Consider the following 22,735-nt stretch of genomic DNA (forward strand, 5'->3'; position numbering starts at 1 on the left):
ATGACAGCGAAAATCAGCCTCCGGAACGTCACCAAGGAATTCACTGTCCGGGCCACCAAGACAACCAGCGCCACCCGGCTCACCGCCATCGATTCCCTCAGCCTGGACGTCCGTGACGGCGAATTCCTCACTTTGGTGGGTCCCAGCGGATCTGGCAAGACCACACTGCTGGACCTGCTGGCCGGACTATCCACGCCGACGTCCGGTGAGGTCCTGGTGGATGGCAAAGCCGTCACCGGTCCGGGCAAGGACCGCGCCGTGGTGTTCCAGCAGTACGCGTTGTTCCCGTGGCGGACTGCCTCGGCCAACGTCTCCATCGGACTCGAAGGCGTAGGCCCGGACGGCAAGAAGCTCAACCGGCGCGAACGGGCAGCCAAAGCCAGCGAATACCTGGCGTTGGTGGGGCTCGCGGGCTTCGAAGACCGCTACCCGCACGAGCTGTCCGGCGGTATGAAGCAGCGCGTCGCCATCGCCCGGAGCTTGGCCTACGAGCCTGACGTACTGCTCATGGATGAACCATTCGCCGCCTTGGATGCCCAGACCCGCGAGCAGTTGCAGGATGAGCTCCTCCGGATCTGGAAGGCCACGGGCAAGACGATCGTCTTCATCACGCACGGCATTGACGAGGCCGTCTACCTCGGCGAGCGCGTCGCTGTGCTGAGCGCCCGCCCCGGCCGGCTCAAGGAAATCGTGGACATCACCATCCCGGACCGCGACGGCGACGAGGACATCCGTTCCCATCCGGCCTTCGTGGAGCACCGCCATCAAGTCTGGACGCTCCTGCACGACGAAGTACGCCGCGCCCAGAACGCCGGCCACCGCAAGATCCTCCCGGACGGAAGCGCCCCCGACGAGCCCGCCACCACCATCACTGAAAGGAGCGCGGCCTGATGACCACCACACTCACGCAAACTGAAGAGGCGCCCGCGGCGGGCAATACACCCGAAGCGAGTACCGCCGTCGAACCTTCCGCTGTAGGCCCTTCCGCGGCACGACAGGCAGTTGCAGAGACGACGACGGCGGCACCTGGCATAGTTCGACGCGTCGCCGGAGCCGTCGGGTCGGGTCTGTGGAAGTCCGCAGCGATCCTGGCGTTCCTCGCACTGTGGGAGCTTGGACCGACGTACTTGGCCAGCCCGTCTACGCGGGTGTTCCTGCCGCCGCTTCACGAAGTGCTCCTCGCCTGGGGCAAGCTGTTCGAGGCTGGAACCATCCAGGGCCACATCGCGGCCAGCCTCACCCGATCCGTGGCAGGATTCGGCGCAGCGCTGGTGGCGGGTGTTTCACTTGGCTTGCTCATCGCTTGGTACGGACGGCTGAACTCGGTCCTGAACCCGCTGCTGGAGTTGTTCCGCAACACTGCTGCACTGGCCTTGCTGCCCGTGTTCACGTTGCTGCTGGGCATTGGCGAGGAGTCAAAGATCAGCATTGTTGCCTACGCTGCGTTCTTCCCGGTCCTCCTGAACACCATTGCCGGCGTGAAGACCGTGGACCCGCTCCTGATCCGGGCTGCGCGCTCGCTGGGCCTCAACAGCTTCCGGCTCTTCCAGAAGGTCATCCTGCCCTCCGCCGTGCCCACCATTTTCACGGGTATCCGTATGGCCGGCACCGCGTCCATCCTGGTGCTGATCGCCGCCGAAATGGTGGGAGCCAAGGCCGGCCTGGGCTACCTGATCGTGAACGCGCAGAGCAGCTTCCTGATCCCGGACATGTACGCGGGCATCCTCACGGTGTCCTTGCTGGGGCTCGGCGTGAACTTCCTCCTGGTAGCCCTTGAACGGCACTTCTCCCGCTGGCGCACTGCCGTTGGCGCCGCCGCTTCCTGACCCACCCACGCGGCACCCGCCGCAATCACCATCACAACAAAGTAAGGAACAACGTCATGACCGTCATTACCGAAACCAAACTCGAGTTCGCCAAACTAGGTTCCCGCATCGGCGCCGAAATCCGCGGACTGGACATCAGCGGCGACCTCAGCGAAGACACCGTGGCCCAGATCCGGGCAGCGCTCAACGAGCACAAGGCCCTGGTGTTCCGCGAGGCCAACATCCTCAGCGACGAAGCCCAGGTGAAGTTCGCTTCGCACTTTGGACCACTGACCAAGGCCCACCCAACCGTGGCCTCGGTGGAGGGCGAAGAGAACGTCCTGCCCGTGGACAGCGAAAACGGCTCGGCCAACAATTGGCACACGGACGTCACCTTCGTGGTCAACCCGCCGCAGGCATCCACGCTGCGCAGTATCGATCTCCCGGCCTACGGCGGCGAGACCCTGATTGCGTCCTCGGCCGGTGCTTACCAGGACCTCCCGGAGGAACTGCGCAGCTTCGCGGACAACCTGTGGGCCATCCACACCAATGACTACGACTACTCCGTGCCGAAGAACCTTGAGCACCAGAACGCCGAGGAACGCCGCAAGGAGTTCACGCGCCTGAAGTTCGAGACCGCCCACCCGGTGGTGCGGGTCCACCCGTTGACCGGCGAGCGCGGATTGTTCATTGGGGGCTTCGCTCAGCGGCTCAGGATCGTGGGGCTGTCCAACACCGAATCCAAGGACATCATTCGCCTGCTGCAGGCCTACGTGACGCGTCCGGAGAACGTGGTCCGGGTGAACTGGGAGCCGAACCAGGTGGTCCTGTTCGACAACCGCATCACCCAGCACTACGCACCGGACAACTACGATGGCCAGCCGCGCAAACTCAACCGGGTGACCATTGCCGGCGACGTCCCGCTCAGCATCGACGGCAAGCCCAGCCAGGCAATCCAGGGCGATTCGAGCACGTACTCGGTGGTGGCCCCGATCAGCCACGCATCGTAGGCGCACCTCATGTGTTGCTGTTGTCACCCAACTGAGTCGCAGTTCAGGCCGTATGGAGACGTCTTAACGGCCTCAACTGCGACTCAGTTGGGTTAAAACCAGTGTTAGGGAATGTTGCTGCCCCGTGCTGCCACCCACAGTCCGTACCACTCGGCACGGGACATGGTGCCAGCCACGGATGCGGCATCAGCGCACGCCTGAATGCGTGCGGGGTTCGTGGTTCCCACGACGGGCGAAATCCGTGCAGGGTGCTTCATCAGCCAGCCAAGCAGGATCGCTTCAGGTGTGGTGTCCTTCTCCCCCGCCAGCTGTTCCAACAACGAAGCCGTTGCCGACTCGGCCGGTGACAGATCCCCGGACTTCGCACCCGTGTAGCGTCCCTGGGCCAAAGAACCGTAGGCCTGAAGTTCAATCCCTTTGGCCATGCAATGTTCCAGCGTCCCCTGCGGGAAGCTGTATCCCAGCCCCTCCGCATGGTTGACCAACACTGTGCTCTCCAACCAGTCCCGGCGCAACAGGCTCATCTCCAACTGGTTCGCCACAACAGGCATCGCCAGCTCGTCCTGCAGGAACGCGATCTGCGTGCCGGACATGTTGGACACACCCAGCTGCCGCACTTTGCCTTCCGCCACCAATTGCCCGACGGCGTCCGCTACCTCGCGCGGGTCGATTAAGGGATCGGGACGGTGCAGGAGCAACAGGTCAACGTAGTCTGTTTGGAGCCTTTTCAGGCTCCCATTGACCCGTTCCAGGATGGCTTCCTTGCTGAGATCGTAGTGTGTGTCCAGCCCACGCTCCCCCAGCCTGATCCCGCATTTGGTTTGAAGCTGGATCTTTGCGCGCAAACCCTGCGAACGGGCGAGGACTTCACCGAAGACGGCCTCCGACTTTCCGCTGCGGTAGATATCCGCATGGTCGAAGAGCTCAATGCCGATGCCCCGCGCGGCATCTATCACAGCAGCGGCTTGATCAATCTCGGCCGCACCGTACGACGAGCCGTCCCACGGGCCGCCGAGTCCCATGCAGCCATAAATGAGGCGTCCCCGCCCGTTCGCAATAGTCATCCTTACAGTCCTACCCGCCGCCTTAGGCGCTGCGGACAACCCACGCAGTGGTGTCGGAAGGCAGCTTGCCGCCTTCCAGCGGGCCGCTGGTCACCACGACGTCGCCCTCGGGAAGCCCAACAGGATCGCTCCCGAAGTTGGTCACTGTGTGCCAGCCGCCGGGGCGGCTGAAGTGCAGCACGTCCTGGTTGCCGGTTTCCACCCATTCGAGTTCCTCATCGGTCTGGAGTTCGCTGCGCAGGCCCAAGGCCTTACGGTAGAGCTCAAGTGTGGAACCCTCCACGCCGTCCTGCGTGGACACTGCGTAGTCCTTGAACCACCCCGGCTGCGGAAGGTGTGCTTCGCCCGCACCAAAGCCGAACGACGAGCCTTCCGCGGTCCATGGCAGCGGCACACGGCAACCATCACGGCCAATCTCCACACCCGGGTTGCGGAAGAAGGACGGATCCTGGCGTTCGGAGTCAGGAATTTCCGACACCTCACGCAAGCCAAGCTCCTCACCCTGGTAGAGATACGCCGAGCCGGGGAGCGCGAGCAGCAAGAGCGTCGCGGCGCGCGCACGACGCAAGCCAAGTTCGACGTCGAGCTCTTCAGCCGGACCGCCGGCCAGCAGCCAGCCCTTGCCGTCCTGGCCCTTGGGCTTGCCCCCGGTGACGTCCTGGGCCGCGTTGGTGCCCTGGGCTACCGAACCGCCCTTGGGCAGGCCGTAGCGGGTGGCGTGGCGGACGACGTCGTGGTTGGAGAAGACCCAGGTGGAAGAAGCACCTGATTCCTTCGCCGCCACCAGGTTGTCTGTGATGATCTTCCGGAACGATGCAGCATCGAAATCGGACTGCAGGAGATCGAAGTTGAACGCCTGGCCCAGTCCTTCGGGGCTGGCATACCGGGCACGGCGGGACTCGTGGACCCAAGCCTCGGCAACAGCGGTGCGGGGCGGGTTGTACTCGTTGAAGAGCTTGCGCCACTCGGCGTAGACCTCGTGGACTTCGTCGCGATCCCAGAACGGGTGGGACCCATCAGTGAAGCCATCGGTACCGTGGGCCTTGGCCTCCAGGTCGGCCTTCATGGGCAGTGGCTCGGAAAGATCCTTGGCCATGCCGTGGGCGACGTCGATGCGGAAACCGTCCACGCCACGATCCGACCAGAAACGGAGGGTCTTCAGGAAGTCCTCACGGATCTCCGGGTTCTCCCAGTTGAAGTCCGGCTGCTCCTTGGCGAAGATGTGCAGGTACCACTGGCCGGGCGTTCCGTCCGGTTCGGTGATGCGATCCCAGATGGGACCACCAAAAACCGAGTCCCAGTCGGACGGCGGCAATTCGCCGTTCTCGCCCTTCCCATCGCGGAAGATGTAGCGCTCGCGGGCAGCAGAGCCCTTGGGTGAAGCCAAGGCTTCCTTGAACCACTCATGGCGGTCGGAGGAATGGTTGGGGACGATGTCCGCCACAATCTTGATCCCTGCCGCGTGCAGCGCTGCGGCCATCTCGTCGAAGTCCTCAAGCGTCCCCAGCTTCGGGTCCACGTTGCGGTAGTCATCCACGTCGTAGCCGCCGTCTGCGAGGGCCGAGGGGTAGAACGGGCTCAGCCATACGGCATCGATGCCCAGTTCCTTGAGGTAGGGAACCTTCGCGGTGATGCCCCTGATGTCTCCGAGTCCGTCGCCGTTCGCGTCGTGGAAGCTGCGGGGGTAGATCTGGTAGACAGCCGCTTGGCGCCACCAGTTGGGGTCGGCCATGCGGTCTGCGTCGGTACGGTGGGCCTGAGCGGCGGAGGTGCTCACGAAACTCCTTTGATTTAGAATCTAAATTTATATCCCGGACCAGTATGAAACGCCCGGGTGTCGAAGGTCAACAAGGTCAGCCCTTGACGGCTCCCTGGGTCACGCCCGCCATGACCCACCGCTGCGTAAACAGGTAGGCAATGATCGCCGGCGCCATCGCCATCAGGTAGGACGCGAAGGACACATGGTAGTTGTTACTGAACTGGGTCTGGAACAGGTTCTGCCGCACTGGCAGAGTCTGCAGCGCCGGGTCGGAAATGATCAGCGAGGGCATCATGAAGTCGTTCCATGCATAAAGGAACGCGAAGATTCCCACGGTCGCGCTCATGGGCGCCAGCAAGGGGAAGATCAGCTGCCAGAACGTCTGCCAGGTTGTAGCGCCGTCGATCCTGGCGCTTTCCTCCAGTTCCATGGGAATGGAGCGTAGGAAAGCCGTGAACAGGAGAACGCTGAAGCTCAGCTGGAACATGGTGGCCAGCAGGATGACGCCGAATGGGTTGTCGAGGCCAAGGCGGCCTGTGAGCTGGATCTGCGGCAGCGCTACTACCGGGAACGGAATGAACATTGCCCCCAGCAGATAGAAGAACGAGTAGCGGAACAGGCGGCGCTCCCAGTTGCGCACAATCGCGTACGAAGCGAAGGCCGCCAGGATGATCGTGGCAACCACGGTCCCCGCGGTCACCAGCAACGACATTGCTGCGCCCACAGGGAAGTTCGTCAGCGTCCAGGCCTGCACGAACCCGTCGAGGCTGAACGGGGCGGGGAAGGAGAAGGCATTGCCGTCCACTGCCTGCCCTTGGGTCTTGAACGCCATGGAAACCGTGACATACAGCGGTAGGAGCACGGTCACCGCGCACAGGACCAGGACGGTTGTCGCCGACCAGTTGACGCGCTCGACTTTGAAGCTGGATTTGTTGGTCATCGATCCGTTCGTCATTACAGTGCATTCCGTCCGCGAGTCAGCGAGAGCTGTACGAGAGAGATAACGATGGCCACCACGAAGAAGATCGTCGCATTGGCCATCTGATAGGCGTAGTCGCCGCCGTTGAAGCCCGAGATGACAGTCATCGCGATGCTACGGGTTGAGGTTCCCGGACCACCGTTGGTCAGGCCAACGATGATGTCGTACGCATTAAGGAAACCCTTGAAACCGAGAATGATGTTGATGACCACATAGCCCGACACCAGGGGAAGAGTAATCTTCAGCAGTTGCTGGAATTTGCTGGCGCCGTCGATTTCCGCTGCCTCATAGACATCCCCGGGCACTGCCACCAGGCCGGCGATGTAGATGAGCAGGGCGCCAGGTACAGCCTGCCAGGCCGTCACCAGCACAATGGCTACCCACGCGAAGTCGGGGTTCGCCAGCAGGCTGCTCTCCAACCAAGGAATACCGGCCGCAGCACCGAGCGACGGCAGCGAGTTCGAGAACAGGAAATTGAAGACGTAGGCGATGATGATTCCGGAAACCACCATTGGAATCACGAAGATGGTCCTCAATGCCGACTTCATCCGGATGCGCGACGTCAGGCCGACGGCGAGGAGGAAGGCGACTACGTTGACCGCGATCACCGTGACGATGGAAAACCCGAAGGTAAACAGATAGCTCTGCAGGATGGCGGGGTCGCTGAAGATCGCGATGTAGTTGGTCAGGCCGACGAACTCCCAGTCACCGATTCCGATGGAATCCGTGAAGCTGAAGAAGATGCCGACGATGCCGGGAATGGTGATCGCCAACGTGAACAGGACAAGGCTCGGCACAAGGAAGAGATAGAAGATCGGTTCGACCCGACGCCTGCTGCCCCGCCCTTGGGGACGCTGTTTCTGGGTTGCTTGCTTTGGGTCGCCGTGCTTTGGGCCGCCCTGCCCGGACGTGGTGGATGTGGTGATGATGGACATGATGTTGACTCCCTGGTTCGGCGCTACTGGCGGAACGCCAGGCGCGCCCAATCTGCGTCGAGCGTGCTGAGGGTGGATGCCGGGTTTGCGCCGAACACGAGCGCTTGGGTGTAGTTCATGATCGGAATGGTGCGCGGCACCAGCACCGACGGGCCCTGGTAGACCTGGGATTTGTCGTAGTACTGCACCATCCCTTCAATCCGGGGATCAGCAACAACGGCCGAATCCTTGGTGGGCGTGAAACCCAACTGCGATTTGTTGTAGGCCTCAATTACTTCCGGCTTGTAGAGGTGCTCGAGGAAATCACGGGCAGCCTCCTTGTGCTTGGACGCCTCCGGTATCCACGCCGCGAGGTCAACGTTGACGCGGACCCGCAAGTCCTGGGGATCCTCGGTCATGGGCAGCGGAAAGGTGCCCAGCTTGAGGTCAGGGGCGGTCTTGGCAATTTCGCTGAAGGCCCACGGGCCCTGCAAGTACATCGCAGCCTTGCCCTGTGAGAATGCCAGGTTGCCGTCACCGTACGCCCGGCTGGCAGCATCCTTGTTCACATAGTTGGTGGCGAGCTTCAGCATCTTGGCTACGGGCTGTTCGAAGTCCTTCTGGAACGAAACCGAGGACCCCGGCCCCACTTCCGTGCCTTCCACAGCCAGCTTGTCGAAGAAGTCGAGGGTGTCCACCTGGCCGCCTACCGAGTAGTCGAACCACCCTTGGGCGATGGTCCAGTCGTCCTTCCACGTGGCGTAGAAGGGCGTCACTCCCGCAGCCTTCAACTTCTCACACGCTGTGATCAGCTCGCTCCAGGTGGTGGGCACCTTAATGTTGTTGGCAGCGAAGATCTCCTTGTTGTAGATCACCGATGACGCCATGACCGAATACGGAAGGGCGCTGGTCCGGTCCTGGTACGAGCCGTACTGGTCCATCAACGGCTGCAGATCCTCACGGATCCGGGATGCAGCGTCCGTGCCGGACAAGTCGCTCAACACCCCACGCTGAACGAAGCGCGAGGTCTCCATGTTGTAGTTTGCCAGCGCGATGTCCGGCGGATTACCGCGAACGAAACTCGCGGACACCACATCCACACCCGAAGTGTCCAGCACAACCTCGGTGTCGTTCTGCGAAGCGTTGTACTCGGCAACGAGCTTGGTCATGAAGCCAATGGCTTCACGCTTGCTGAACGTAAACCGGATGGTCTCCTTGTCCGGCTCCCCGGTGCAGCCTGAGAGAAGCCCCGCCAACAAAGCCAGGCCCAACCCCATTGCTGCGAAGCGTTTCCTGCGTGTCAGTTTTACGGACACCGTAGACCTTTCGTCTTGCGGACCTCAGTGGCCGCATTCCCATCGCGCGGCGGGTCCTGCTCATCGCCACCCGAACTTTAGATAGGAGCTAAATTTACGACCTATCGCTAACCATGGTGAGTGATGCGCGCCACAGCGTCAAGCTTTGGGTGAAATGCGTCGTCATCTAAATTTATGTACTAAATTTAGAGAGATCGTTCTATCATTCCCGCCGAGCGGCCTGAAGAGTTTGGAGTACCCATTGCAGACCGGTACTGCGCCGTCAACACAGCTGGTCCGCCGCGTCAACGCCAGCGCAATGCTCAAGGCAATGCGCGGCGCCGGCGTCCTCACTGGTACGGAGCTGATGGATTCCACCGGACTCTCGCGTGCCACCGTCATCTCAATCTGCGATGAACTCGTCCGGCTCGGTTGGCTCCAGGAATTGGAAAACCAGCGGGGCACCGGAGACTACGTCAAGGGACGGCCGGCACGCCGCTTTGTTTTCGACGACGGCGCGGCCAGTGTGCTCGGAATAGACATCGGCGCCACCAAGATCACGGCGATCGTGGCCAACATGGCAGGAACGTCACTGTCCAAGGTCACCATGCCGTTCCGTACCTACAATGTCCCGGCCGACGAGCGTGCCGACGTTCTGGACCGCATCGCGGCTGACGCCTTGAAAAAGGCCGGCGTTTCCGCAGATTCCGTTCTGGCCGTGTCCGTGGGTGTGGCCGCTCCTGTCAGCCGTGACGGCGAAGTCCTCACTGCCCAGGAGTTCTGGAAATCCTTCGACGTCCGCCGGATTGTGTCCGAACGGCACGGCTGGCACGTCCTCCTGGAAAACGATGCCAACCTCGCAGCCCTCGCAGAACGCTGGCAGGGCACTGCACAGGGAGTCGACAACCTTGTGGTTATGCTGGCCGGCGACCGGTTGGGTTCGGGCATCCTCGAATCGGGGCGGCTGCTCCACGGGCAGCTTGGTGGCTTTGGGGAATTGGGGTACCTCGAGAACGTGGACGGTGTGGGTGACACCTACGGCATCGCCCATTATGCAGTCCTGTGGGGACGTGAAGCCCTTGACGCCAGCGCGACGACGACGCTGCATGAACTCTGTGGCGGCGACCCGGCAGCCCTGACGTCGGAGATGGTTTTCAACGCCGCGGCTGATGGCGACCGCGCGGCTATCAAGGCCATTGATCGGTTGGCCCACCGCATGGCCCGGGCCATCGGTTCGATCAGTACGCTGGTCAACCCTGAACTGGTGGTTATTGCCGGCGCCGTGGCAGCATCAGCACACGCCCTGATACCCGGAATGGAAAAGCAGATGCCCGAGTTCACCTTTACTCCCCCGCGGCTGGCGACCTCCACGCTGGGCGACGGCATCGTCTCGCTGGGCGCGGTCCGGCACGCACTGGACTATGTCGAAGACCATGCGCTGGACCTCTACCCCGCATCAGTGCCGAAGCCAGTGTCGACCTAGTCCGGCATCGACATCGTGCGCAGGTCCAACTGCCTCAGGACGCGATCGGCCACTTCCGGGTCCGTTCCGAGCTCGTTACGGGCAGCCACCACTTCCTGGCGCGCGGCGTCGAGGGCGATGGTCTGTACGGCGATGGACAGCTCCCGTCCGCGCTTCCGTTTTTCGGCAACGGACTCGTTCTGCAGGGTGCCATCCAGCAACTCCGCGTGAAGCCGGCGCATCTTTTCCTTGACCAGCGCCACTTTCTCTGCCGGAAGTTCCTTCATCAGGTCGTGGTCCTTCAATGCCGCAACTGCAGCAGACTGGGCGCGCTTGGCCAGGACTTTGGCGGCATCCTGTTCGTGCGAACCGTCCTCCGTTGCATTCAGTACGCGCATGAGCCAGGGCAAGGTGAGGCCGGGGAGCACCAACGTTGCCAGGAGGACAGCGCAGGCAATCACCAGGATCTCGTGCCGGGCAGGGAAATCGCTGCCATCAGGCAAGGTCAGCGGAAGTGCCAACGCCAGCGCCAAGGTTGCAAGGCCACGCATGCCGCACCACGTAAGGATCAGCACTTCCTTGGGCGAGGTGGGCTGCAGCAGGTTCCTGCGCTTCCGGGCTGTCAAGGCAAGCAGGCCAAGCCACAGGAACCGGACAACGAAGACCAGGATGCAGATGACCACGGCCATGCCAATCATCCCGAAAATCGCCGTCCCCTCATCCCGGATGACGTGGCGGATCTCCAGCCCTACCAGGCCGAACGCCAAGCCGGTCGCCAGTAGCTCCACCACATCCCAGAACGCGGTCCTGGTGACGCGTTCGGCGGCGTCCTGCGGCCGAGCATGGCGCTGCAATTCCAAGGCAGTCACGACGACGGCCACCACACCTGAGGCATGCAGCTCTTCGGCGAGGATGTAGGCCGCGAACGGTACCACCAGCGTGACAGCACTCCGGGCCACCATTGAGGTGACGAGCTTGGTGATGGCCTTGGTCAGCCAACCCATCGCGATGCCGATCACCACGGCCAAGCCGGCGCCAATAATGAACTGCGGGATGACTTCCGGTCCCACTTCGCTGCCCGAGACCGTGGCAGCAACGGCGGCCTGGAAGATCACGATGGCCGCCGCATCGTTGAAAAGTCCTTCGCTCTGAAGGACCGTAATGAGCCTGCGTGGCATGTGGACACGTCCCGCCACTGACTCAACGGCAACAGGGTCCGGCGGCGCAACCATGGCTCCCAAGGCAATGGCTGCCGGGATTCCGATACCCGGGATCATGAGCCACGCAGCACCGGCCACCACGGCGGTGGACACCACCACCAACGCCACCGCCAACAGGAGGAGCGTCCGCCATCGCACTCTGAAGACCGCCCAGGAGCTCTTCTGCGCCGTGGCGAACAGCAGTGGTGGAAGGAAGATCGGCAGGATCAGTTCAGGCGAGATCTCAAACTCGGGGAAACCAGGAATGAAGGTGAGTGCAACGGCCAGGAGCAACATCAGGACCGGATACGGCAGCCGGAGCCGGTCTCCCAAACCCACGGCCACTACCGTCGCAAGCAGCAACCCGATGATGAGCGCCAACTGATCCATTTTCCTGCTTCCCCAGATGTTGTACGGCTCTTCCCCCGCCGAAGCCGAAAAAGTTCCCTACCAACATATCCCGGGCTGAAGTCAGTCCCTGGTCAGTCTTGCGTGAGGGCGTCCACGACGTCCTCTGCTCCATCCTTGAACGTGATGGTCCGGCGGATGGTGCCCGGCAGTTCCAGGACTGCCGCGGTGACCAGGGCAACGTTGGCCCGCGAGGTCTGCGTGCCGTCGCCGGGGTTTTCCGGGTCCGTCTGGATCAATCCCGTGGCCGGCTCATCCGTCAGGGTTCCCGGACCCAGGACGGTCCAGTCAAGGCCGGTGCTGCGCAAGTAATCGTCGGCGGCCGCCTTAGCCTCCGCATAGGCGAAGAACGGGTGGTCCGACGGGACGCCGTGGTCTTTGGCGGCGCCGATGTAGGACACCATCACATACCGCCGCACTCCGGCCTGGGCTGCGGCATCCATGGAGCGGATGGCGGCATCCCGATCCACCGCATAGGTCCTGTCCGGATTGCCACCGCCGGCCCCTGCAGACCAGACCACGGCGTTGTGTCCGTTGAGCGCCTGGGCGAGTTCCGCCGTCGTCGAGTTTTCGACATCCAGCACCTCGGCTGTGGCGCCGGTGTCCGTGACATCTGCCACATGATCGGGATTCCGGATGAAGGACGTGACATCGTGACCTTCGCCACTGAGGATGCGGGACAGATGCAGGGCCACTTTCCCGTGGCCGCCAATGATTGCGATTCGACTCATGAACCCATTCTGTCCCACGGAATGAAAAAAGACCCCGCAGGCGAAAGCTGCGGGGTCTTGCTCTGTAGCGGTGGGGAGGCTCGATCTCCCGACCTCACGATTATGAGTCGTGCGCTCTAACCAACTGAGCTACACCGCCACGAATGAGAAAAACCTGTGCCAAGCCGGTCAAAACCGCCTTGACACAGGCCCTCATTCAGAGCCCCCCACCGGAATCGATCCGGTGACCTCGTTCTTACCAAGAACGCGCTCTACCACTGAGCTAGGGGGGCAACGAGTAAATACTCTACCGGACGTTTTCAGAAGCTACAAATCGGCGAAAGACCGCGGAAAAACAGCGCCGACACAATTTGCGAAGACGCTGTTCTGCTGATCTATTTCCTGCTGTTTCGGCACCTGATTTCAGGGCAGCCGGAGCACCTGTCCAGGGTAGATCCGGTCCGGGTTGGGAACGGTATCTGCGTTGGTTGCGATCAGCGCGCCGAGGTCCACCCCGAACTGGGCAGCGATGCCACCCATGGTGTCGCCTTGTTCCACAACTACCTCGGTGACCCGCGGGGCCACAGGTCCTGGCTGGCCGGACCCTGCTGCGGCCTCAGAGGCCGCCTCCTGCGCCTGCGGCCGGACTTCCGGGGGCCCGGGTTCCAGGCCCTCCTGTTCGGCCTCCTGCGCCGCTGCGGCGTCAGCGGCCGCCTGTTGCTGGGCGGCCTGCGCTGCTGCAGCCTCGGCTGCCGTCTTATCCTCAGCTGAAACCTCGACGGCGGCCGCATCCTCCGCTGCCTGGCTTACCGCCGTTTGGTCGTCCGGGGCCGCTTCCGGAGCGGCATGGTCCCTGTGATCCTTTTCACCATGGTCTTTGTTGCCGAAGCCCAGGTTCTTCCTCACGTTGTCCAGCAATTCCATGGAGCACCCTCCTGTTTCCTGCGGCCAGTCAGCCAGCCCCTTGATGGTACGGCGGGGCACGGGCGCATGTAACCCCGTTAAACACATCAGGGGGCCGGCTCGAAAGCCGACCCCCTGACGGGAACTACTTGGTGTTTACCACCAGGAAGTGTTTACCACTTGCCCTTGCGGTTGAAATCGCGGTGTCCGCCTTCGCCGCCACTGCGGGGCTTGCGGGCGCCGTCACCGTGACCGCCGAAGCGGGACCCGCTGGCCTGGCCGCGGTCGCGGTCGCCGAAGCTGCCTGCGGTGCGCTCGGAGCGGTCGCTGTAGGAGCGGCCACCACGGTCAGCGGAGGTACGCTCGCCACCTTCGGACTTACGGAAGTCCTTCTTGAAGCCACCGTTGCCCTTGAAGTTGCCGCCACCACGGTTCTCGCGGTCGCCATAGCCACCACGTCCACCGGCGCCACCACCGGAGTAACCGCCACGGTCGCCGCTGGGCTTGCGGCCGTTGTCCAGTTCGAGGTGGATCAGCTCGCCACCGATGCGGGTGCGGGACAGTGCACGCAGCTGCTCGGGGCTCAGGTCTGCCGGGAGCTCCACCAAGGAGTGGTCCGAGCGGATGTCGATGCCGCCGATCTGTGCCGAGGAGATGCCACCTTCGTTGGCAATGGCGCCAACAATGGAACCCGGCATGACGCGCTGACGGCGTCCGACGGCGATCCGGTAAGTAGCGTTGCCCTCGGTGAGAGCACGGGTCGGGCCGCGGGAACCGAAGCCGTCCTTGGAGCGCTCACGCTTCTGGTACTCAGGAGCTGCGGGCAGTTCCTTGACCAGCAGGGGCTGTCCACCCTGGGCCATGACGGCCAGGGCTGCAGCGATCTCGGAAGCCGGAACGTTGTGCTCTTCCTCGTAGGAGGAGATCAGGTCGCGGAATGCTGCCACGTCTTCGGACGCGAGGGTCTCGGTGATGCGCTCGGCGAACTTGCCCAGGCGCAGCGTGTTCACGGTCTCAGCGGTGGGCAGGTGCATCTGCTCCACCGGCTGGCGGGTTGCCTTTTCGATGGAACGCAGCAGGTACTTCTCCCGCGGCGTCATGAACAGGATCGCGTCGCCGCTGCGGCCTGCACGGCCCGTACGGCCGATGCGGTGCACGTAGGACTCGGTGTCATGCGGGATGTCGTAGTTGATGACGTGGCTGATGCGCTCCACGTCAAGGCCACGGGCCGCGACGTCGGTGGCCACGAGGATGTCGATGCGGCCTTCCTTCAGCGCGTCAACAGTGCGCTCGCGCTGCTGCTGCGGGATGTCGCCGTTGATGGCGGCAGCCTGGAAGCCGCGGGACTTCAGCTTGTCGGCGAGGTCCTCGGTAGCCATCTTGGTGCGCACGAAGGCGATAACGCCGTCGAACTCTTCAACCTCAAGGATGCGGGTCAGGGCGTCCAGCTTGTGCGGGCCCATGACCTGGAGGTAACGCTGCTTGGTGTTGGCACCGGTGGTGGTCTTGGACTTCACCGAGATTTCAGCAGGGTTGTTCAGGTACTGCTTGGACATGCGGCGGATCTGGCCCGGCATGGTGGCAGAGAACAACGCAACCTGGCGGGTCTCGGGAGTCTGCTGGAAGATCTGCTCAACGTCATCGGCAAAGCCCATGCGCAGCATCTCGTCAGCTTCGTCCAGAACCAGGTACTGGAGCTCGGAAAGGTCCAGCGAACCCTTGGCGATGTGGTCGATCACACGGCCGGGGGTACCGACAACAACCTGTGCACCGCGGCGCAGGCCAGCCAGCTGCGGGCCGTAGGCCGAGCCACCGTAAACCGGGAGGACGGTGAAGTCGTCAATGTGCTTGGCGTAGGAGGTGAACGCCTCGGCAACCTGGAGGGCAAGTTCGCGCGTCGGGGCCAGGACCAAAGCCTGGGTCTTGCGGGACGGGCCATTGAGGTCGTGGAGCTCAGCCAGGCGGGACAGGGCCGGAACAGCGAATGCTGCGGTCTTGCCGGTACCGGTCTGGGCCAGGCCAACGACGTCGCGGCCTTCAAGCAGCAGCGGGATGGTGGCGGCCTGGATGGGAGACGGCTTTTCGTAGCCGACGTCCTGCAGGGCGGCCAGAACGCGACCGTCGATGCCAAGATCGACGAAGCGGACGCCTTCTTCTTCCTCTTCTTCTGCCTTGGGGGCAGGAGCTTCGGTGAAGGCGGGAGCTGCAGACTCGGCTGCAGCATTCTCGACGGGGGCAGCGGCAGCAGCCGGTGCTTCAACTTCGGCGGGCGCGGTGGTCTCCACTGCATCAGCGGACTCTACGGTCTGGGCGTCGAAGTTTTCGTTGAGATTTTCGGTCATAGGGGGAAATTCCTCATCCATAGGGCAGTCGGCGCGGCCCGGTTGGGCTTGGCCGCAGTACTCGTCGCGAAGGCAGGCAAAGTGCCCTGCTCCCGCAAGAAGTCCGGCGCTATCGCAATCCCATGGCAGGACTTCCCGCTGCATCTCTTGGCTGCTATCCCAGCAGTCTGTACAGCGTTTTCTTTAGCCGGCTCTCCCTATGAAAATGCCCGCACACAATTGCGGGCCCCAACACTTACCAGTCCTGCCTCAAGAATTGGGCAGGATAAAGGGATTTCCGGAGTGGGGGATATTTCAAGTGTAGGGCAAGGTGCGGCGTCACCGCGACTTAAGGCCCCCTGATGGCCGGTGAGCTTGTTCACACTCGGCTTCCACACCCGCCCCGAGGCCATGAAAAGGCCCTAGAGGCCGTGGCGGCGAAGGACCTTCTCGAACTTTGAGTGGTACTCGTCCTGGAGCCGGATTTCGCCGTCGGCTTCCGCGTCGAGCAGGACCTGGACGATGTCCGGCGTGGGCTCGTTGAACCACTGGCCCACCGTAATGCCGTGCTTGGGGACGAACGTGCGGTGAATGTGGTCTCCCGCCGAAATGGTCCCTGTCCTGATCACCCTCAGGTACGTCCCCACCCGGCCTTCCTGCGTGAAGCGCTTCACCCACTGCGGCTCCCCCAACGCCCTTTGGAACGTGGCGCACGGAACACGGGGAGACGTGACCTCCACTTCCACGTCCAGGCCAATCTTCCATCGTTCGCCGATCACTGCACCCGTGGTCTCGATTCCTGCAACGCGCAGGTTCTCGCCGAAAAGGCCAGCCGTTACCTCGCGCAGCAGCTCACCTGACCAGAAGTCCGCGTCCGCCTGCGAGTAGGCGTACAACGCTTGGTCTTCCCCGCCGTGATCGAGCCGGCTTGCCTGCACATCCCCGTGAAGTCCCAGTTTGTGGACCTTGACGGGACCTTCTACGGGGCGCTTGTCAATGGCCGTGACTCCCACGCTGCCGGTATCGGGCAGCAACTGGTGGACACGGCAGACGGCAACGAGGGAAGCGGTGTTCATGGGACCAGTCTACGGACGGCCCCAGGAAGGTTTAAGGATCAAAACGGTAGCCCATGCCTGCTTCCGTGTGCAGATGGCGCGGCTCCGCCGGATCCCGCTCCAGCTTCCGCCGCAGCTGGGCAATGTACACGCGAAGGTACTGGGTTTCCTTGGCATAGGCCTGTCCCCAGACCTGGGTGAGAATCTGCTGCTGGCTCACCAGTTTCCCCTTGTTCCGGACCAACAGTTCCAGGATGTTCCATTCCGTGGGCGTCAACCTGACTTCCGAGCCATCCTTGACAATCCTCTTGCCGGCCAGGTCCACCATGAAGTCGGCAGTGGCCAGGGTTGGTTCCTCATGTTCGGTGACGACACGGCGGGAGGCGACCCGAAGCCGGGCAAGCAGCTCATCCAAACCGAAAGGCTTGGTCACATAGTCGTCCGCACCGGCGTCGAGCGCTTCCACTTTGTCTTCCGACGCGTGCCGGGCGGACAGCACGATGATGGGCATGCTGCTCCAGCCACGGATGCGGCGGATGATCTCCACGCCGTCCATGTCCGGCAGCCCAAGGTCCAGGACCACGATCTCCACCGGCTGCTTGGCAGCGGCCTGGAGGGCCTCGGCCCCCGTGCCCACCGACAGCGCCTGGTAGCCGTGCGCCTGAAGGGTGATCTGCATGGCGCGGGCAATCCGGGCCTCGTCCTCGACGATCAGAACCAGCGTCATTGCGCGTCACCTGTCCACAGCGGCAGGGTGACCACCATGGTCAGGCCACCACCCGGCGTCGGCTCGGCGGCGAGCCTGCCGCCCATGGCCTCGCTGAACCCTTTAGCCACTGCCAGTCCAAGGCCGATGCCACCGCCGGAGCCGATTCCGCCCGCCGCGGTCTGTGACGGCGAATCACCAAAGCGTTGGAAAGGCTGGAACATGGTGAGGACTTCATCGTGGCCCATCCCCCTGCCGTGATCCACGATCCTCAATTCACTGGCGGGCCGGTCGCCCAACGTGATGCCGGCCCCGGCCCGGGCAGTCAGGACCACATCAGAGTCAGGCGCGTACTTCACGGCGTTCTCAACGATGTTGGCCACCACGCGCTCCAGCATGCCGGCATCAGCCTGCACCGGAGGCAGGTTGGCCGGAAGTTCATTGCGGAGGTGCTCCGGTGGAACACCCCGCAACGCTTGGGGCAGCACCTCGGCCCACACGATGCCGGTCAGCAACGGGTTGACCGCATCGGCCGTAATCCTGGACATGTCCAGAAGATTGTCCACCAAGTGATCCAGGCGGTCTGCGTACTCCTCAATGGTTTCCAGCAGTTCCCGCTCGACCTCCGGCGGAAAGCTCACGTCCTCCTGGCGCAGGCTGCTCACCGCGAGCTTGATGCCCGCCAACGGGGTCCGCAGGTCATGCGACACAGCGCGCAGGATGGACGTCCGCATTTTGTTGCCCTCCGACAGCCGCAGGTTGTCCCGGCGGCTCTTGACCAACTGCTGGCGTTCCCGCACGGCCACGACGAAGGCCCCGAAGGCAGCCAGCAGACGCTGGCGTTGAGGCGATAACGGACCGCCGCGCAGCAGCAGCGTGTAATGCGGATCGACGACGGCGGCGTGGTCGGCGGCGGCATGGGTCACCGGCGGATTGTGGCCGGCGCTCGCCAGCACCTGCCACGAGGGAGCCGCACCTGGCATTGCCGGCCCACCCGGTCCCGCGGAGCCCAGCAACGTCACCGCTTCCATGCCCAGATTGCTGCGGACCTTCTCAAGGAACGTTTCCAGGCTGCCGTCCGAACTCAGGATTCTCAGGGCCAACTCGCTTAAGGCCGTGGCCTCGGCTCCGGAGCGAGCTGCCTCCTGGGCGCGCCGGCTGGCCAGGCCGACTGCCAGTGCCACGCCGCAGGCCACAGCAAGGAAGACCACAAGTGTGAACAACGTGGTGGGGTCGGCGATGGAGAGCGAGCCGACAGGATCTGCCGAGAAATAGTTAAGGAGGAAGCTTCCCAGCACGGCGGCCACCACCGCCGGCCACAAACCACCGATCGCGGCGACGGCAACCGCCACCGCCAGTTGCAGCAGCATGGTGATCGCGAAGTTACGGAAATCGAGGACCGTCACCAGAAGTTCGACGGCGGGCGGCAGCAAAAGCGCCAGGACCAAACCGGTGACCACCCGGCCTTGGCCGATGCCGCGAACCGGCGGCAGCCGCAGCAGCACGCCGTCGTCGCCGTTGCCATGTGCCTCTGGTGCCGCCATGGCTACATCCTTACATGGTTGGCCCGCTGGGTAGTTCTCCCCATTTACGCCCGTCACCGGTGCCGACGCCGCCTGCAAGGACTAGGCTTGCTCTGAGCATTCTGGTCCGGCGTGGCGCCGGACACTTCAACGGTCTATCCAGGGGGATACACATGGGCCCGAAAGACAGCCCTGACGCAGCCGGCAACGACGGCGGCAGCAGGGACAACAACGCCGACTTCGGAGCGGGCAACAATCCGCCCAAGCCCCCACCTTGGCAGGTGCCAAAGCCCGAACTCCACCCCGAGCTGTTCACGCCTGTCGAGGGCGGCCAGGAGCCGGCGAAAAGTACAGGCAAGGGCAAGAAGCGTCCGGTGCCTGCCGGTGCACCCCAGGCCGGGAACGGCGCGCCGCAGCCCGGCCAACCCCTCCCCGTCGTGGACCCGTTCGCCAAGGAACGCGAGCGAGGAGCAGCTGAGGCAGCGAAAAAGAAGAAGCGTTCCCAGCGCCGCACCGTCGTCGTGGGCTTGGGCGTGACTGCCCTGCTGGCTGGAACCATTACCGCGATCGTTGCCAGCAATGAGCAGGAAGCGGACTACGCGCAGGTCTGTTTCAACGAGGAAACCGGCGAACGCGTTGACGACAACGAGTGCAACAACAGCAGTTCGGCCGGCCGCAGCTCCGCGGTCTATGCCTGGTACTTCTACTCCCGGGGAGCCAGTGTGCCCGCGGTGGGGCAAAACCGCAGCTCCTACCCGAGCTACACCAAGAACGTGCCTACGGGAGCAAAATCCTCTACCGGCTACAGCACCAAGGGCGGCACTGTCAGCCGCGGCGGCTTCGGCAGCAGCTCCAAAAGCGGCGGAAGCTCGGGAGGCTAGGCGTGCGTCGACTCTCCTCCGTGCCCAGGCCGGACTGGAAGCAAAAGATCGAAGAACAGGGCCTGGTATTTTCCACCACCACCATGCCCAATGGCCGCAAAATCGAATACTGGAACGAATCGGCCTATTACGAATTCACCATGGACGAGGTGGAAACCCTCGAGAAGACCGCCGAGGACATGCACATCATGTGCCTGGAGGCCGCGAAGTACCTGGCCACCGGAGCCATGGGCGATATCGGCATCGGGCAGCAGGCCCTTGAACTCGCTGGCGAGTCGCTGCTGGCTGCCGACATGGATATCTACGGCCGCTTCGATTTCATCTATGACGGCAAGGGCGGTCCGGCCAAGATGCTGGAGTACAACGCCGACACTCCCACCGGGCTCATCGAAGCCTCCGTTGCCCAGTGGTTCTGGCTCCAGGACGTTTTTCCGGACAAGGACCAGTGGAACGGGATCCATGAGGCCCTGATCCGGCAATGGAAGAAGCTGCAGTTCCGTACCGGCATGAGCACCCTGCACGTGGCCCACTCCGAAGCAGAGGAATCCGGCGAGGACTGGATGACAGCGGCCTACATGCGGGATGTCGCGAGCCAGGGTGGCTGGACCACCATCGGCATCAACATGTCCGACATCGGCTGGGACCCCAACCTGAACCGGTTCGTGGACCTGGACAACTTCATGATCAGCACCATGTTCAAGCTGTACCCGTGGGAACTGATGATGAAGGAGCCCTTCGGGCACCGCCTCCTGCAGCGCGCCTACAACCCGCGCTGGGTTGAACCGGCGTGGAAGATGCTCCTGTCCAACAAGGCACTGCTGGCCGCGCTGTGGCATCTCTACCCGGACCACCCGAACCTGTTGCCTGCATATCTTGGCGACCCGGGACCCCTGAAGGAATGGGTGGCCAAGCCGCTGCATGGGCGCGAAGGCGACAACATCCGCATCCACGCCCCCGGCATCGAGATCCAGCAACCCGGCGGCTACGGCCGTGAAGGCTGGTGCTTCCAGCAGTACCACTCCCTCCCGGACTTCGACGGCAATCATCCCGTCCTGGGTCTGTGGGTGGTGGATGGCGAATCCGTCGGCTGTGGAATCCGCGAATCCGATGGCCCCATCACGGACTACTTCTGCCGCTTTGTACCCAACACCATTGACTCCCCCGCGCCTGTCGCGCCCACTGCTACTTCCTACGGAGCCGCACTATGAGCACTGAAACCTCGACGCCGGGTGGCGGCCAAGCGGGCGGCGACCGTACCGCCGTCGTACCTCCCAAAGGCCTCCACGCCGGGATCCTGGACCTTGGCGACTCCGTCATGTTGGGCCTGGCATCCACCGCACCCGTCTATTCGTTGGCCGCGACCCTGGGGCTCATTGTTGCCGTCAACGGCAACTACACGCCGCTGATCCTGATCCTTGGCTTCATCCCGGTCCTGTTCATCGCCTACGCCTTCCGTGAACTCAACAGCGCAATGCCGGACTGCGGCACCACGTTCTTCTGGGCCCGCAAGGCCTTCGGCCCCTGGGCCGGCTGGCTGGGCGGCTGGGGTGTGGCATTGGCTGGCATCGTGGTCCTGGCCAACCTGGCGCAAATTGCGGGCAAGTACCTTTGGCTGCTGATCGGCGATGGTTCCCTGGCTGAGAACACATGGCTGGTGACGGCAACCGGCGTGCTGTTCATCGTGTTCATGACGTACGTGAACCACCGTGGCATCCGGCTGGGTGAGCACGTCCAGCGCACGCTGACATACATCCAGTACATTTCGCTGGGCATCTTTGCTGTGGCCATCATCGTCCGGATCGCCGGCGGAGCACCCGAAGGCCAGGCCTTCGACTTCGAATGGTTCAACCCTGCCGGCGCGTTTGCCGATCCCGGTGCTGTGGTCCACGGTGTCTTGCTGGCGCTGTTCATTTACTGGGGCTGGGACACGTGCCTGGCGCTCAACGAGGAAACAGAGAACCCGGCCAAGACTCCCGGTCGCGGCGCGGTCATCTCAGCCTCCGTCCTGGTGGCGATCTACGTTTCCGTTGCCCTGCTGGTGATGATGTACGCCACGATTGGTACCGACGGCATCGGCCTGGGCAACGAAGCCAACCAGGACGACGTCTTCCTGGCCATGAAGGACGTAGTGCTGGGCCCATGGGGCTGGCTGATCATTGTGGCTGTGCTGGCATCGGTCCTGTCATCGACGCAAACCACCATTCTTCCCACGGCACGCGGGACATTGTCCATGGGCGTGCACGGTGCGCTTCCGGCGCGGTTCGGTAAGGTCCACGAACGGTTCATGACCCCGGGCTTCTCCACGCAGGTCATGGGTGCGGTGGCCGTTGTGTACTACGTGGCCATGAGCTTCCTCAGCGAAAACCTGCTGTCCGACTCCATCAGCGCCATCAGCTTGTTCATTGCGTTCTACTACGCCCTGACCGGGTTCTCCTGCGTGTGGTTCTTCCGCTCCACGCTCCGGGACTCCGCCCGGAACCTGTGGTTCCGTGGCATCCTGCCGTTCCTGGGTGCGCTGTCCCTGACGGCTGCGTTCTTCATCTCGGCCGTCCAAATGTGGGACCCGGCCTACGGGGACACCCGGATCTTCGGCATCGGCGGGGCTTTTGTCAGTGGCGTGCTGCTGTTGGCCCTGGGCGTTGTGCTGGCTGTGGTGTGCCGCTTCGCGCCGTCAACCCGTGGCTACTTCACAGGTGAGCGTGCCCAGGTTGGCGTAGTAAGCGGCGAGTAGGCTGCGGTCC

Annotated in this window: 19 protein-coding genes and 2 tRNA genes; 7 read left to right on the forward strand and 14 right to left on the reverse strand. The window is 63.2% G+C overall.

Annotated elements, in window-relative coordinates; genetic code table 11:
* Genes J3D46_RS21395 through J3D46_RS21405 form a run of 3 tightly spaced genes read left to right on the forward strand, consistent with a single transcriptional unit; the run spans position 1 to position 2,815 of the window.
* Positions 1-891 (forward strand): ABC transporter ATP-binding protein, encoded by an 891-nt coding sequence (locus J3D46_RS21395; protein WP_231339819.1) that lies wholly within the window; start codon positions 1-3, stop codon positions 889-891.
* On the forward strand, positions 891-1,826 hold the full coding sequence (locus J3D46_RS21400; RefSeq protein ID WP_253468715.1) for an ABC transporter permease: 936 nt from the start codon (positions 891-893) through the stop codon (positions 1,824-1,826). Before J3D46_RS21395 ends, J3D46_RS21400 begins: the two co-directional genes overlap by 1 nt.
* A gap of 56 nt (positions 1,827-1,882) precedes the next feature.
* The gene (locus J3D46_RS21405) at positions 1,883-2,815 is read left to right on the forward strand and encodes a TauD/TfdA family dioxygenase (RefSeq protein ID WP_231339817.1); all 933 of its coding nucleotides are present in this window, start codon (positions 1,883-1,885) and stop codon (positions 2,813-2,815) included.
* 104 nt (positions 2,816-2,919) lie between these two features.
* Here the strand turns inward: J3D46_RS21405 and J3D46_RS21410 are convergent, their stop codons facing one another.
* The 5 genes from J3D46_RS21410 to J3D46_RS21430 form a co-directional block, all read right to left on the reverse strand.
* Complete coding sequence (locus tag J3D46_RS21410) at positions 2,920-3,879, reverse strand: aldo/keto reductase family oxidoreductase (protein ID WP_253468717.1); 960 nt, start codon at positions 3,877-3,879, stop codon at positions 2,920-2,922.
* Positions 3,880-3,901: 22 nt separating this feature from the next.
* Positions 3,902-5,656: a glycoside hydrolase family 13 protein gene (locus tag J3D46_RS21415; RefSeq protein WP_253468719.1), complete on the reverse strand. Its 1,755-nt coding sequence runs from the start codon at positions 5,654-5,656 to the stop codon at positions 3,902-3,904.
* A gap of 76 nt (positions 5,657-5,732) precedes the next feature.
* Positions 5,733-6,578, reverse strand: a complete 846-nt coding sequence (locus J3D46_RS21420) for a carbohydrate ABC transporter permease (protein ID WP_253468721.1) — start codon at positions 6,576-6,578, stop codon at positions 5,733-5,735.
* A gap of 14 nt (positions 6,579-6,592) precedes the next feature.
* Positions 6,593-7,552 carry a carbohydrate ABC transporter permease gene (locus J3D46_RS21425; RefSeq protein WP_253468723.1) on the reverse strand — a complete coding sequence of 320 codons (960 nt, stop codon included), beginning with the start codon at positions 7,550-7,552 and terminating at the stop codon, positions 6,593-6,595.
* Between the two features lie 23 nt (positions 7,553-7,575).
* Complete coding sequence (locus tag J3D46_RS21430; RefSeq protein WP_253468725.1) at positions 7,576-8,847, reverse strand: extracellular solute-binding protein; 1,272 nt, start codon at positions 8,845-8,847, stop codon at positions 7,576-7,578.
* A 241-nt stretch (positions 8,848-9,088) separates the two neighbouring features.
* Between J3D46_RS21430 and J3D46_RS21435 the strand changes: the two genes are divergently transcribed.
* Positions 9,089-10,309, forward strand: coding sequence for an ROK family protein (locus tag J3D46_RS21435; RefSeq protein WP_231339811.1), 1,221 nt, complete (start codon positions 9,089-9,091; stop codon positions 10,307-10,309).
* On the opposite strand, the gene J3D46_RS21440 is transcribed toward J3D46_RS21435, so the two are convergent.
* The 9 genes from J3D46_RS21440 to J3D46_RS21480 all read right to left on the reverse strand — a co-directional run bounded on the left by J3D46_RS21440 (position 10,306) and on the right by J3D46_RS21480 (position 19,134).
* Entirely contained in the window at positions 10,306-11,877 is a 1,572-nt protein-coding gene (locus J3D46_RS21440) for a Na+/H+ antiporter (protein ID WP_253468727.1), read from the reverse strand. The two genes, J3D46_RS21435 and J3D46_RS21440, sit on opposite strands and share 4 nt — an antisense overlap.
* Before the next feature lie 92 nt (positions 11,878-11,969).
* The gene (locus J3D46_RS21445) at positions 11,970-12,626 is read right to left on the reverse strand and encodes an NAD(P)-dependent oxidoreductase (RefSeq protein ID WP_253468729.1); all 657 of its coding nucleotides are present in this window, start codon (positions 12,624-12,626) and stop codon (positions 11,970-11,972) included.
* Between the two features lie 65 nt (positions 12,627-12,691).
* Positions 12,692-12,765: transfer RNA gene (locus J3D46_RS21450), tRNA-Met, on the reverse strand.
* Positions 12,766-12,826: 61 nt separating this feature from the next.
* Positions 12,827-12,898, reverse strand: a tRNA-Thr gene (locus tag J3D46_RS21455).
* Positions 12,899-13,028: 130 nt separating this feature from the next.
* A complete protein-coding gene (locus J3D46_RS21460) occupies positions 13,029-13,589 on the reverse strand; it encodes a LysM peptidoglycan-binding domain-containing protein (RefSeq protein ID WP_253468731.1) in 561 nt (186 codons plus the stop codon).
* Positions 13,590-13,681: 92 nt separating this feature from the next.
* Complete coding sequence (locus J3D46_RS21465; RefSeq protein WP_231339807.1) at positions 13,682-15,850, reverse strand: DEAD/DEAH box helicase; 2,169 nt, start codon at positions 15,848-15,850, stop codon at positions 13,682-13,684.
* A 401-nt stretch (positions 15,851-16,251) separates the two neighbouring features.
* A complete protein-coding gene (locus J3D46_RS21470) occupies positions 16,252-16,905 on the reverse strand; it encodes an MOSC domain-containing protein (RefSeq protein WP_231339806.1) in 654 nt (217 codons plus the stop codon).
* A gap of 31 nt (positions 16,906-16,936) precedes the next feature.
* Positions 16,937-17,611: a response regulator gene (locus J3D46_RS21475; protein WP_231339805.1), complete on the reverse strand. Its 675-nt coding sequence runs from the start codon at positions 17,609-17,611 to the stop codon at positions 16,937-16,939.
* Positions 17,608-19,134, reverse strand: coding sequence for an ATP-binding protein (locus J3D46_RS21480; RefSeq protein ID WP_253468733.1), 1,527 nt, complete (start codon positions 19,132-19,134; stop codon positions 17,608-17,610). Before J3D46_RS21480 ends, J3D46_RS21475 begins: the two co-directional genes overlap by 4 nt.
* 152 nt (positions 19,135-19,286) lie before the next feature.
* Here J3D46_RS21480 and J3D46_RS21485 point away from each other — a divergent pair, with 152 nt between their 5' ends.
* From J3D46_RS21485 to J3D46_RS21495, 3 genes are read left to right on the forward strand one after another with little or no spacing between them, the layout of a single operon-like run.
* Entirely contained in the window at positions 19,287-19,994 is a 708-nt protein-coding gene (locus tag J3D46_RS21485) for a Tat pathway signal protein (RefSeq protein ID WP_253468736.1), read from the forward strand.
* A gap of 2 nt (positions 19,995-19,996) precedes the next feature.
* Positions 19,997-21,202, forward strand: a complete 1,206-nt coding sequence (locus J3D46_RS21490) for a glutathionylspermidine synthase family protein (RefSeq protein WP_253468738.1) — start codon at positions 19,997-19,999, stop codon at positions 21,200-21,202.
* On the forward strand, positions 21,199-22,725 hold the full coding sequence (locus J3D46_RS21495; protein WP_231339801.1) for an APC family permease: 1,527 nt from the start codon (positions 21,199-21,201) through the stop codon (positions 22,723-22,725). Before J3D46_RS21490 ends, J3D46_RS21495 begins: the two co-directional genes overlap by 4 nt.
* Positions 22,726-22,735: the final 10 nt, after the last annotated feature.

It is taken from the genome of Paenarthrobacter sp. A20, assembly GCF_024168825.1.
Lineage (GTDB): Bacteria > Actinomycetota > Actinomycetes > Actinomycetales > Micrococcaceae > Arthrobacter.

What these genes read in the sequence shown, in the direction of transcription:
- J3D46_RS21405 (WP_231339817.1), top strand. Translation starts at nt 1,883, where the DNA reads ATGACCGTCATTACCGAAACCAAACTCGAGTTCGCCAAACTAGGTTCC.
- J3D46_RS21420 (WP_253468721.1), bottom strand. Translation starts at nt 6,578, where the DNA reads ATGACCAACAAATCCAGCTTCAAAGTCGAGCGCGTCAACTGGTCGGCG.
- J3D46_RS21395 (WP_231339819.1), top strand. Translation starts at nt 1, where the DNA reads ATGACAGCGAAAATCAGCCTCCGGAACGTCACCAAGGAATTCACTGTC.
- J3D46_RS21475 (WP_231339805.1), bottom strand. Translation starts at nt 17,611, where the DNA reads ATGACGCTGGTTCTGATCGTCGAGGACGAGGCCCGGATTGCCCGCGCC.
- J3D46_RS21425 (WP_253468723.1), bottom strand. Translation starts at nt 7,552, where the DNA reads ATGTCCATCATCACCACATCCACCACGTCCGGGCAGGGCGGCCCAAAG.
- J3D46_RS21400 (WP_253468715.1), top strand. Translation starts at nt 891, where the DNA reads ATGACCACCACACTCACGCAAACTGAAGAGGCGCCCGCGGCGGGCAAT.
- J3D46_RS21470 (WP_231339806.1), bottom strand. Translation starts at nt 16,905, where the DNA reads ATGAACACCGCTTCCCTCGTTGCCGTCTGCCGTGTCCACCAGTTGCTG.
- J3D46_RS21465 (WP_231339807.1), bottom strand. Translation starts at nt 15,850, where the DNA reads ATGACCGAAAATCTCAACGAAAACTTCGACGCCCAGACCGTAGAGTCC.
- J3D46_RS21410 (WP_253468717.1), bottom strand. Translation starts at nt 3,879, where the DNA reads ATGACTATTGCGAACGGGCGGGGACGCCTCATTTATGGCTGCATGGGA.
- J3D46_RS21485 (WP_253468736.1), top strand. Translation starts at nt 19,287, where the DNA reads ATGGGCCCGAAAGACAGCCCTGACGCAGCCGGCAACGACGGCGGCAGC.
- J3D46_RS21495 (WP_231339801.1), top strand. Translation starts at nt 21,199, where the DNA reads ATGAGCACTGAAACCTCGACGCCGGGTGGCGGCCAAGCGGGCGGCGAC.
- J3D46_RS21440 (WP_253468727.1), bottom strand. Translation starts at nt 11,877, where the DNA reads ATGGATCAGTTGGCGCTCATCATCGGGTTGCTGCTTGCGACGGTAGTG.
- J3D46_RS21445 (WP_253468729.1), bottom strand. Translation starts at nt 12,626, where the DNA reads ATGAGTCGAATCGCAATCATTGGCGGCCACGGGAAAGTGGCCCTGCAT.
- J3D46_RS21480 (WP_253468733.1), bottom strand. Translation starts at nt 19,134, where the DNA reads ATGGCGGCACCAGAGGCACATGGCAACGGCGACGACGGCGTGCTGCTG.